Source organism: Pseudomonas sp. L7 (assembly GCF_046605565.1).
Classification (GTDB): domain Bacteria; phylum Pseudomonadota; class Gammaproteobacteria; order Pseudomonadales; family Pseudomonadaceae; genus Aquipseudomonas; species Aquipseudomonas wayambapalatensis.
Genome location: NZ_CP176784.1, coordinates 1364764 through 1375961, shown reverse-complemented (window position 1 = coordinate 1375961; position 11198 = coordinate 1364764). Strand labels below are relative to the sequence as shown.

At 64.3% G+C, this 11198-nt stretch carries 10 protein-coding genes; 2 read left to right on the top strand and 8 right to left on the bottom strand.

Annotated elements, in window-relative coordinates; genetic code table 11:
• Nucleotides 1-2 precede the first annotated feature (2 nt).
• Nucleotides 3-1193 (top strand): Na+/H+ antiporter NhaA, encoded by a 1191-nt coding sequence (nhaA, locus tag ACK3BK_RS06565; protein WP_186668462.1) that lies wholly within the window; start codon nt 3-5, stop codon nt 1191-1193.
• A 65-nt stretch (nt 1194-1258) separates the two neighbouring features.
• On the opposite strand, the gene ACK3BK_RS06560 is transcribed toward nhaA, so the two are convergent.
• From ACK3BK_RS06560 to dinG, 6 genes are all read right to left on the bottom strand, one after another.
• A complete protein-coding gene (locus ACK3BK_RS06560; RefSeq protein WP_054891758.1) occupies nt 1259-1723 on the bottom strand; it encodes a glycine zipper 2TM domain-containing protein in 465 nt (154 codons plus the stop codon).
• 263 nt (nt 1724-1986) lie between these two features.
• Nucleotides 1987-2634, bottom strand: coding sequence for a pyridoxamine 5'-phosphate oxidase (gene pdxH / locus ACK3BK_RS06555; protein ID WP_186711167.1), 648 nt, complete (start codon nt 2632-2634; stop codon nt 1987-1989).
• Nucleotides 2635-2654: 20 nt separating this feature from the next.
• The gene (locus ACK3BK_RS06550) at nt 2655-3644 is read right to left on the bottom strand and encodes an OmpA family protein (protein WP_411383948.1); all 990 of its coding nucleotides are present in this window, start codon (nt 3642-3644) and stop codon (nt 2655-2657) included.
• Between the two features lie 99 nt (nt 3645-3743).
• Nucleotides 3744-4889: a serine hydrolase domain-containing protein gene (locus tag ACK3BK_RS06545; RefSeq protein ID WP_411383947.1), complete on the bottom strand. Its 1146-nt coding sequence runs from the start codon at nt 4887-4889 to the stop codon at nt 3744-3746.
• Nucleotides 4890-5018: 129 nt separating this feature from the next.
• The gene (locus ACK3BK_RS06540) at nt 5019-7256 is read right to left on the bottom strand and encodes a beta-galactosidase (protein ID WP_411383946.1); all 2238 of its coding nucleotides are present in this window, start codon (nt 7254-7256) and stop codon (nt 5019-5021) included.
• Nucleotides 7257-7335: 79 nt separating this feature from the next.
• Nucleotides 7336-9480: an ATP-dependent DNA helicase DinG gene (gene dinG / locus ACK3BK_RS06535; protein ID WP_054891763.1), complete on the bottom strand. Its 2145-nt coding sequence runs from the start codon at nt 9478-9480 to the stop codon at nt 7336-7338.
• A 98-nt stretch (nt 9481-9578) separates the two neighbouring features.
• On the opposite strand from dinG, the gene ACK3BK_RS06530 reads away from it, so the two are divergent.
• Nucleotides 9579-10043, top strand: a complete 465-nt coding sequence (locus ACK3BK_RS06530; protein WP_186668473.1) for a CopD family protein — start codon at nt 9579-9581, stop codon at nt 10041-10043.
• A gap of 67 nt (nt 10044-10110) precedes the next feature.
• Here the strand turns inward: ACK3BK_RS06530 and ACK3BK_RS06525 are convergent, their stop codons facing one another.
• Nucleotides 10111-10869, bottom strand: coding sequence for a collagen-like protein (locus ACK3BK_RS06525; protein WP_288374535.1), 759 nt, complete (start codon nt 10867-10869; stop codon nt 10111-10113).
• Nucleotides 10862-11137 (bottom strand): DUF1145 domain-containing protein, encoded by a 276-nt coding sequence (locus ACK3BK_RS06520; protein WP_054891766.1) that lies wholly within the window; start codon nt 11135-11137, stop codon nt 10862-10864. The genes ACK3BK_RS06525 and ACK3BK_RS06520 overlap by 8 nt, the downstream gene beginning before the upstream one ends.
• Nucleotides 11138-11198 lie beyond the last annotated feature (61 nt).

The following is an 11198-nucleotide window of genomic DNA, read 5'->3' as shown; positions in this document are numbered from 1 at the left end:
CCGTGCGCAGCCTCATCAATCGTTTCCTTCAGTTGGAGGCCGCCAGCGGCTTGCTGCTGATCATCGCGGCGATCATCGCCCTCATCGTCAACAACTCCCCGCTGTCGCATCTGTACGTCAGTTTTCTCGACGTCCCCGTCGCTGTGCAAATCGGCCCCCTGGAGATCGCCAAGCCGCTGCTGCTGTGGATCAACGACGGCCTGATGGCATTGTTCTTCCTGCTGATCGGGCTGGAGGTCAAGCGCGAAGTGCTCGAGGGCCAGCTGTCGAAACCTTCGCAGATCATCCTGCCGGCCACCGCCGCAGTCGGTGGCATGCTGGTCCCGGCGCTGATCTACTGGTTCATCAACCGTGACAACCCCGCGACACTCGCCGGCTGGGCCATCCCTACCGCGACCGACATCGCTTTCGCCCTTGGCGTGCTGGCGCTGCTCGGCAAGCGTGTGCCTGTGTCGCTCAAACTGTTCCTGATGACCCTTGCGATCATCGACGACCTGGGTGCGATCATCATCATCGCCCTGTTCTATTCCGGCGAGCTTTCGAGCATGGCATTGATGCTTGCAGGGGGCTGTCTGCTGGCTCTGCTGGGCATGAACCGTCTAGGGGTGAAGAAGCTTGCACCCTACCTGATCGTGGGGCTGGTACTTTGGGTCTGCGTGCTGAAGAGCGGCGTGCATGCCACCCTCGCCGGCGTGGCCCTGGCAATGTTCATCCCGCTGGGCGCTGGCGGCAAGAAAAGTACCTCTCCATTGCTCACCCTGGAGCACGCGCTACACCCCTGGGTGGCCTACGCGATCCTGCCGCTGTTCGCTTTCGCCAATGCTGGAGTCTCCCTGGTCAACGCCAGCGCGGAGAGCTTCACGCATTCGGTGCCCATGGGCATCGCCATCGGATTGCTGCTGGGTAAGACGGTCGGCGTGTTCGGCCTGACCTGGATGGCCATCAAGCTGCGCCTGGCCGCCCTGCCGGCGGGCGCCAATTGGGGCCAGGTGCTTGGCGTCGCGATTCTTTGCGGCATCGGTTTCACCATGAGCCTGTTCGTCGGTTCCCTGGCCTTCCCATCCGGTGTCAGCGAGTATGCCGGAGAGGACCGCATGGGCATCCTCACCGGCTCGCTCTTCGCAGCATTGATCGGCTATGCCGTGACTGCGGCGGCCAGCCGCAAGCGACAAGTGGCGGTTGCAGCCAGCTGATAGCACCAGGCACAAAAAAACCCCGACCGGCCTCGCCGGATCGGGGTTTTCTTTGCCCTGCGAAATCAGTGAGTGACGCGGCTGGTGCCGTCGACGGTCATGATGCGCACGCGCTCGCCCACGCGGAAGATCTCGTTCTGCTGCACTTGCTGCACGTAGGCGCGCATGCTGCCGTCGTCTTCACGCACGGTAATTTCAACGCCCTGGGTGCGGGTCAGGCCTTCTTCAGCAGCCGAACCTGCCAGGCCACCGGCCACGGCGCCGATCACCGCAGCGACGATACTGCCACGACCACCGCCGACGGCACTGCCCGCGACACCACCGACGATGGCGCCGGCACCACCACCGATCGGCGTCTTGGTACCCTCGATCTTGACCGGGCGCAGGGATTCGATCGTGCCCATGCGCACGGTCTGCACGCGACGGGCTTCATCTCGGGAATAGCTGTCACCGGTCAGGCTGGACTGGCAGCCGCCGAGCAACAGCGCCATGGTGGTGAAGCTCGCCACCATCAAAACGGATTTACGCATGGGGAATCTCCATAAGTCAGGTGTCCATTAGACTCCCCGTGTAGATGGGTGTCACGACACAAACGTTATTAAATTGTTTTCATTCAGCTCGAGTACAGGCGCCAAGCGACTTGCCGCCCACTTCACCAATGAGACCAAGAATAGTCGTGGATTACTTCATCGTCGCAGTGACAGGCGTTGCAGGTCGGTATTTTGCCGCTGAATGGCTGGATGGGGACCACGCCCTGCCGAGCAATGGCGGGGCCGCAAGCGGCCCCTGATGATCACGGTGCCAGCCGCTCACGCAGCCACTGACCATCGACCAGGCGGTAATTGAGGCGATCGTGCAAGCGACTGGAGCGCCCCTGCCAGAATTCGATCCGTTCAGGCAGCAGGCGGTAGCCGCCCCAATGTTCCGGGCAATGCGGCTGGGTGTCGGAGAACCGCGCCTCGGTGGCCTTGACCAACCCTTCGAGCTCGGCACGATCGGCAATCACCCGGCTTTGCGGCGACGCCCAGGCGCCCAGACGGCTGCCCAGCGGACGTACCTGGTAGTAGTCGTCCGACTCCTGAGCGCTGACCTTTTCCACCCGTCCCTCGATCCGTACCTGGCGCTCGAGCGCTGGCCAGAAAAAGGTCATGGCCGCGAACGGGTTGGCCAGCAGTTGCTGGCCCTTGGCACTGTCATAGTTGGTGAAAAAGGTGAAGCCGCGCTCATCGAGCCCCTTGAGCAACAGCACACGACAGTGCGGACGCCCCTCGCCATCGACGGTGGCGAGGGTCATGGCGTTGGCCTCCACCGGTGGCTGCTCGGTCTTCACCGCCTCGCCAAACCAGTGATGGAACAGCGCGAACGGCTCGCCCGGGGCCTGGGCCTCGGCCAGGCCATCACGGGTGTAGTCGCGGCGCATATCGGCCAGGGATTGAGTCATGACTGCGTTTCCTCAGACGATCAATTGGTCTTCGCAGGGCTGTTGGCGGCGACTTTCTTGTCGGCAGCTGGAGCTGTCTTCTTCGCTGCTGGCTTGGCCGCTGGTTTTTTCGCGGCTGGCTTGGCTGCGGTTTTCGCCACGGCCTTCTTCGCAGCCGGTTTGGCGGCAGCCTTGGCAGTTGGCTTGGCGGCCGGTTTGGCCTCAACGGCCTTGGCCGGGGCCTTGGCGTCCTGGGTGGCGACCATCGCTGCCGGTACGGACGCTGGCGCGGCCTGCTGGTACTTGGCCAACAGCGCAACCATGGTGTTCTGCGGCGTCAGCAGCATTTCCACCCGGCGGTTCAAGGCACGGCCCTCGACGCTGTCGTTGGCGGCACGCGGCATCACTGCGCCCATGCCCTTGAGGGTCAGGCGGTCACGCTGCAGGCCGCTCAAGCGGAAAATCGCCGAGACCGAGGCTGCACGCTCGAGGCTGAGCTTCTGATTGGCAACTGCAACACCGCTGGTGTCAGCGTGACCGAGCACGAGCACGGCAGTCTTCGGATCGCCTTCGACGATCTTGGCCACGCGGGTGATCGGGCCCAGAGAAGACGGCAGCAGCATGTTCGGGCGGTCCGGGTTGTAGGAGCCGTCGACCGGCAGGGTCACTGCAAGCACGTTGTCACGACGCTCGACTTCAAGCTTGCTGTCTTTGGCCGCCTCGCGCAGCTTCGGTTCATACTCGTCCAGCCAGGCCTGGGTAGCCTTCTGGTCGATCTTGGGTACCGCGGGCGCCTCGGCCTGCTTGTCGCTGGAGCCGAACGGCCACCACCAGCGGCTGCTGCTTTCGGACTTGGCATCGGCCTGGGCGACCTTCTCGGTCACCGCGTCCTTCACGTCCTGTTCGGCAACCTTGTCCGAACCGAACGGCCACCAGCTGAGGCCACCGTCCTTCGAGGCGTCCTGGGAGTGGCTGGCGCAGCCGGTCATGGCCAGGCACAGGGCAAGTGCTAAGGTTTTTTGTGAGGACATCAGCGATACACCATGAATTAGAAAGAAATTTTGCCCACGCACGCGAGGCGTTGGCATTGAGGATAGTCAAAGGGATCGGGCATTACCCGCATTACCCGATCAAAGGCAACTGCCCAGTACCCGCACCAGCGTCTGCGCACGGGGGTCCATCAATACGTAAGGGCCCAGGGTATTGGTGACGAAGCCGAAGGCCACGTCGTGCTCAGGGTCGGCGAAACCAACCGATCCGCCCGCCCCCGGATGACCGAAGGCCCGAGCCCCCAGACCGAAAGTGGCGTTGGCGACATCCGGCTGGTCGAGCATGCAGCCCAGGCCAAAACGGGTCTGGGTCAACAGCGTGCGATCCTGTCCAAGGCTGTGCTCGCGGGTCAGCTCATCGAGCAGTTCGGATTCCAGCAGGCTGCCATCGAGCAGGCCGGCATAGAAACCCGCCAGGCTGCGGGCATTGCCGTGGCCATTGGCAGCCGGTTGCTGCATGCGTCGCCACTCGGGTTTGTTGGTGCTGGTGAGGATTGCCGGCGGGTTGGTGAAGGCGCGGGTCGACAACGCCTCGGGCTCGCGCATGGTCACCTGCAGCAAGCGCTGGGCGGCGGCATCACCAGGATTACCCTTGCCACGGGCGATATGCGCCACGCGGTGGAACTCCTCATCGGCTAGCCCCACGTGGAAGTCCAGGCCCAACGGGCGCGCAGTGCGGGCAACGATCGAGTCACCAGGGCCGCGGCCATCGGCGCGGCGGATCAGTTCACCGATCAGCCAGCCATAGGTGATAGCGGCATAGCCATGTTCGCTGCCAGGGGTCCACCACGGGGTTTCGGCAGCCAAGGCATCGACCATGACCTGCCAGTCGTAGAGGGCCTCGGCGGGCAACAGCTCACGGATTGCCGGCAGGCCGGCGCGATGGCTGAGCAACTGACGCAGGGTAATGCCTTCCTTGCCCGCCTGGGCAAACTCCGGCCAGTACCGAATCACCGGAAGGTCCAGGGCCAGCTTGCCCTCGCCCACCAGTTGCAACGCAGTCACGGCAGTGAAGGTCTTGGTGCAGGAGAACAGGTTGGCGATGGTATCGCTGTGCCAGGCCTGCTGGCCGTCCTTGTCGGCACTTCCAGCCCAAAGATCGATGACGGTTTCGCCCCCTACCTGGATGCACAGCGCCGCGCCACGCTCCTGGGGATCATTGAACAATGCCGCAAATGCCTCGCGCACCGCTTCGAACTTCAGCTCATAGTGACCCTGGATCTGCACCCGCCTAATCTCCGTACGACCTGTCTTACAAAGTCGTGCATTGTTTCAGTAGTTGGCGGGTTTGCATACTGAATGTGGCTGGAAGGTTGTAAGGAAAACCTTGGGGTTTGGCTGAACCAACTGTCACCTTCAGGGCGCCTTGACCTCAAGCCCCGCGCGCAATTGCTCCAGGGCCTGCTGGTTGCTCCGACGCACGGCCTCGACAAAACCCGAATACGCCACATCGGTGATAGCGACCAAGCCCAGATGCCCATTCTCCCCATCGAGCAGGCGCCCGCTGGCGGGCTGGTCAAGGTATTGGAACCAGTGAGCGCCAACGATCATCGGCTGAGCCAGGGCTGCCTTGAGGAAATTGCGGTAGGCAGGCCCACGGTCCTCTTCACGCGCCACCTCGAGCGGCCCTGGCCAGAAAGGGCCACGGTCTCGGGAGCCAAACTGGAACTCCGAGACCAACACCGGTTTGTCCAGCTCGACCAACCGGGCGAAGTCGTAGCCATCCTCGGGCTTGAGGGTATAGAAGTTGAAACTGAGCACATCGCAGAACTCGGCGCAGGCCTTCACCGCCTCAGGCGTGCTGACCGCGTAGCGTCCACCCAACAACAAATGGTTGGGCGCATGCCATTTCAGCGCATCGGAGATGGTCTTGAAGTAGGTCTGTGCGAACACCTGCTGGAAGTACTGGTAGTCACGCTCGATTTCCGGATGCTCCGGGTTGGGCAGGGGCGCCTCGAAACCCGGGTCCTCCATGAGCTCCCAGGCCTTCAGTTCGATGCCCCAGGCCTTCGACAACCCCTCCTGGTTTCGGTATTTGTCACGCAACTGCTTGAGGAAGGCGCGCTTGGCCGGCACATCGGTGGTCAGACGCAAGGTGCCGTAGGCCAGGCCATAGCGTGCCTTGGGGTCATCGCCCGGCGCCGCCCAGGCCAGTTCGTTGTCGGCGAAATAACCGATCAGCCAGGGGTCGTCGCGATGGTCCCGCGCGGCAATGGCTACGGCGCGCTCGGTGGCCATGGCAAATCGTGGGTCGAACGGGTCGGGCATGCGCCCCCACCAGTCCATGCCAGTGCTGATGCTGGCATAGTCGCCGACAATCGATAGTGGCAGGGTGTACGGCATGCGCTTGGCCTGACCCAGGGCCGGATCACTCCAGTTACCCAGGGTGTTGAAACCCCAGGCCTGCAAACGATCGAGGCTGTGCACCTGCCAGCGTTCGGCATCGACACCGGCTGCCGGGCAGTTCGTTGGCGGCTGGCCCTCGGCCGCAGGGGCGCAGGGCTTGGCATAGGTACGCTGCAGGTTGGCAGCATAGAAGTCGAACCAACGCCCTTGCTTGAACCCGCGCCCCTGGGAAGACGCATTGCCGTCGTCATTGTTGCCCTCACCATAGAACGCCGCGAGCGGGTCACCCTCCCCGGGCAACCCTTTGAACATCGATTCGCGGCCCGCGACGTAGGTGCGCCCGCCATCGGCGGCCACCGCGTTGACGCCCAGCGAGTAGAACGGGTGCCCCTGCGGGGTCACCAGGAACCAGCGGCCATCGCGCTTTTCAGTGCGGAAGAAGCCGGTGGCTTCGAAGGCCGGTCCGGCCACCAGGCCGCCGTAGGTGTCCAGTTTCTGCCTGTCGCGCTCGGCCAGCCAAGCCTTGAGCTGCTGCCGTTCACGCGTATCGGCGGCCTTGAGTTGTTCATCGTTGACGATTTTTTCCGGCCAGCGTGCGCGGGTGGACTGGCCATAGGCGTCGATCAGATCGCCGTAGGCTGCCCGGTATGCCTGGTCATCATCCTGTATCCCGACCTTTTCGATCAGCAGGTTCTGCGCGACCTTGGGTCGCGGAATGCTCAGGCTGATCGAAACCACCTGCTTGAGGTCTACCTCACCCTCGCTGCTGGTCAACAGCACACGCTGTCCTTCGTACGTCCAGGGCATCGGTGGACCGGCACGCATGCCCTGGCTCAACGGCGAACTGGCCTTGAGCGGCACCATCACCGTTTGTGCCGGGCCCGCTGGCAGGTCGATGCGGCTGGTGAGCGTACGCCCGTCGCTGCCCAGCAGCGTGACGTCCACGGTCAAGGCCCAGTCCATCGCACTTTGCAGGCGTAGCGTCAGAAACTGCCCCGTCGACCAATCCCAGGTACCGGCCTGCGGGCTCAGGCGCAGGGTCGGACGCTCCACCGGGTTGAACACCACGCGCCGCAGCACCTCGCCTTCGGCTGTTTGCTCCGCGTTGTACTGCGGCATGCCCGTGTCCTCGGTGGTCACGGTGACGACCGAAGTCGGGCGTACGAAGCTGAACAACGTCTGCTGGGCTGCCAGCAACGGGGTACTGAAGAGCAGGGTGAAAACGACGGGCAAGGTACGGCGGATCATGTGGACGTGGCTCTCCTTCAAGGCCCTCATGGGCCTGATCGAGTCATGGACAACGGGCCGGAGCATCATGCTCCGGCCGTTACTGGATCTCCCGCCGGAAGGGCGGCAGCGCATTGAGAATAGCCTTGCCGTAGCGCTGGGTGACCAGGCGTCGATCGAGCAAGGTGATGACGCCACGGTCCTGCTCGGTACGCAGCAGGCGACCGCAGGCCTGGATCAGGCGCAGGGAGGCGTCGGGTACGGCGATTTCCATGAACGGGTTACCGCCACGCGCCTCGATCCACTCCGCCAGGGCCGCCTCGACCGGATCGTCCGGCACGGCGAACGGAATCTTGGCGATGACCACGTGCTCGCAATAAGCACCTGGCAGGTCGACGCCCTCGGCGAAACTGGCCAGGCCGAACAACACACTGTGCTGACCGTCATCGACCCGCGCCTTGTGCTTGTTGAGCGTTTCCTGCTTGGACAGGTTGCCCTGGATCAGCACCAGCTTGCGCCAGTCGCGGTCCAGGCCATCGAACACGTCCTGCATCTGCTTGCGCGAAGAGAACAGCACCAGCGCACCACGGGCTTCTTCGACGATGTTCGGCAATTCGCGGATGATCGCCGCCGTGTGGCCCGCCGCATCGCGCGGGTCGGCACCCAGATCGGGCACCCGCAGCAAGCCGGCATCGCCATGCACGAATGGGCTGGGTACGACGCAGGTCACCGCATCGCGCGGCAGGCCGGAGCGCATGCGGAAGCGATCGAACTTGCCCAGGGCCGTCAAGGTCGCCGAGGTGACCAGTGCACCATGGGCAACGCTCCACAGGCTGCGGCGCAGCATTTCGGCGGCGAGGATCGGGCTGGCGTTGACCTCGATGTCGAACAGCGCCCCACTCTCGGCCAGCGTCAGCCAGCGCGCCATGGGCGGACTGTCTTCCGGGTCTTCGGCGGTGAAGGCGGTCCACAGCTCCCAGTTGCCCTGGGCACGGGTGACCAGGCTGCCGAACAGCGGGTACCACTCTTCGGCCTGGTGGCTGGCGATGCCGATGTTGACTTCACCGTCCATGCCTTCCTTGAGCAGGTCGGCAAGCCGGGTGAACAGATCGTTGAGGCGGGCGAAGCCCTTTTTCAGCTCGATGCCGACCTCGCGGATCTGCTCGGGCACCACGCCCCCCTCGAAGCGGTAGCGCGGACGATCACGCCCTTCCATGTCTTCACCGGGCCGGAAATCGGCGACCTGCTCGCACAGGGTGAACATGAACTGCTGCTGGGTACGGATTTCCCGCGCCAGCTCCGGCACCTGCTCGATCAGCTTGCCCAGGTCGCCTGGCAACGGGTGCTGGGCCAACAGCTTGGTGAGATTCTTGGCGGTCTGCTCCAGCCAGTCGGCCGTGGAGCGCAGCCGCGAATAATGGGCGAAATGGCCGATGGCCTTGTCTGGCAGGTGGTGGCCCTCGTCAAACACGTACATCGTGTCGCGCGGGTCGGGCAGCACCGCGCCGCCGCCCAGCGCCAGGTCGGCCAGGACCATGTCGTGGTTGGTGACGATCACATCGACCTTGCCCATGCCTTCGCGCGCCTTGTAGAACACGCACTGCTGGAAGTTCGGACAATGCCGGCCGGTGCACTGGCTGTGGTCGGTGGTCAGGCGCGCCCAATCCTGGTCCTCGAGGGTTTCCGACCAACTGTCGCGGTCGCCGTCCCACCGGTTGCCGGCCAGTTTCTCGATCATGCTGTTGAACAGCTTCTGGCTGCGTTCGTCGACTTCGATATGGAAGCCTTCTTCCTCGAACAGCTGGGCGGTCGCCGACTGGGCGTGGCCCTCCTGCAGCAGTACGTCGAGCTTGGACAGGCACAGGTAGCGGCCACGCCCCTTGGCCAAGGCGAAGCTGAAGTTCAGGCCGCTGTTGCGCATCAGGTCGGGCAGGTCCTTGAAGACGATCTGCTCCTGCAGGGCGACGGTGGCGGTGGCGATCACCAGGCGCTTGCCGGCGGCCTTGGCGGCGGGAATCGCGGCGAGGCTGTAGGCGACCGTCTTGCCGGTACCGGTGCCGGCCTCGACCGCGACCACGGCAGGCTCGCCGGCCCGACGGCCTTCATCATCGCAGGCGATGTCGCCGAGTACCTTGGCCACTTCGGCGATCATCAGGCGCTGGCCGTAACGCGGCTTGAGGCTCTTGGCTTCGAGAAAACGCGAATAGGCGCCCTGGATGGTGGCTTTGAGTTCGTTGCTGATCATGGTCTGCGGGCGCCCAAAGGGCTGGATATATTTTCAGTGTTTCGCATGGGGCGGCTATCATACCCCGCTATTGCCCTTTATGCCGCATGGAGATCCGGATGCTCGCCTTTGCCCTGCCCTACACACTGCATGTCCTGGCCGCCCTTGTCTGGGTTGGCGGGATGTTCTTTGCCTGGCTGGTACTGCGCCCGGCGACTGTCGCAGCGCTGGAAGGGCCCGCGCGGCTGCGGCTGTGGGTGGAAGTATTCCGACGCTTCTTCGGATGGGTCTGGCTGGCGATAGCGGTGCTGGCGATAAGTGGTATCGGCATGTTGCACCTGCGATTTTCCGGCTTCGAGACCGCGCCCCGCTATGTACAACTGATGATGGGCGGCGGGATCGTGATGTTTGCCTTGTTCCTGCGCGTGCACGCGCTGCTGCTGCCGGAGCTGCGCGCTGCGGTGCAGGCCGAGGACTGGCCGGCGGGTGCCGGGGTGCTGGGCAGGATCCGACGGATGGTGGGGATCAACCTGCTGCTGGGCATTGCCGTGGTGGCAGTGGCCAGCGCTCGCGTCATGTTCTGAAGTCGTTGACCCAGGGCCGCGACGCAGCCCTGGAAACGCAAACGCTCGGGCGCGTAAAGCGCGTGTGTCAAAGCCGCTGCAGAATCAACTCCCCCGCCGTACCGGCAAGCCCCGGTTGCCCTGGCAGGCCCGGACGACCGTTGGCACCGGCCTCGGTGCGATACACAAGGCACCCTTTGCTCGCACCACCCTGCCCGGCCTTGCCGGCAGCGCCCGGCTTGCCCGGTGCACCGCCATCGAGGCGTACCTGGATGCGCTCCTGCGGGAAATCTGCCGGCAGGGCCAGGCGAATCCTTCCTCCGGCCGCGCCGTCATGCCCGTTGCCGCCGTTGTCACCGTTCGCGCCGCGGCTGGCAGTGCCCCAGGTACAACCTCCAGACGTGCCATTCCCCCCATCGAGGCCAGCATAGCCCGGTGCGCCAGCGCCGCCACGGGCGTCGATCGACAGTTGCTCGGCCTCCAGCGTCTGCAGGCGCAGGTCGAGGTCACGACCGGGGCGCGCCGCACGCTCGTAGCTGCCCGGCGCCCCCGGCGCGCTGATTTCACTACCGACGCCCAGCACGGCACTGCTCGCCTCGATGCTCAAGGCGCTTTGCGCCGGGGCGATGGCAATGCGCGCATCGCGTCCCAGTTCAAGATGATCGATCTTCAGCGCGGTGAGCGTGGCCGGCAGCAGCAGGGTCGCCGAGTCGGCCACCTGCACACGCTCCAGGTGCACGCTGGACGACTTGTTCGGCAGGCGCAGCATCGAATGGGCAGCGACTTCGAGACTCTCGGCCTGGGCCAGCGGGGTGGCCAGCGCGGCCAGCAACATCAACTTACGCATGGCGCGAAGCCTCCTGCGGACGGGGAATGGACATGACATGGAAGATGCCGGTCAGCAGGATCTGCAAGCGATCGAACCAGCGATGGCTGCGCCCGCGCAGGCTGGCGTTGAAGAAAAACACCTCCAGCACATGCAAGCCCAGCAGCGTGATGCCTGCCGCATTGATCAGCAGATTGAACGGCAGGGGCTGCGGCATCAACAGATTGACCAGCACCACCCACCAGAAAACCACCGTCAGGGCCTTGCCCAGGCCCAGGATGAACTTCATACCCCGCCCCCCGACTGTCTTGTACTGTCTTGTTATGTGCACGCGGCCCGTTCGAGCGGGC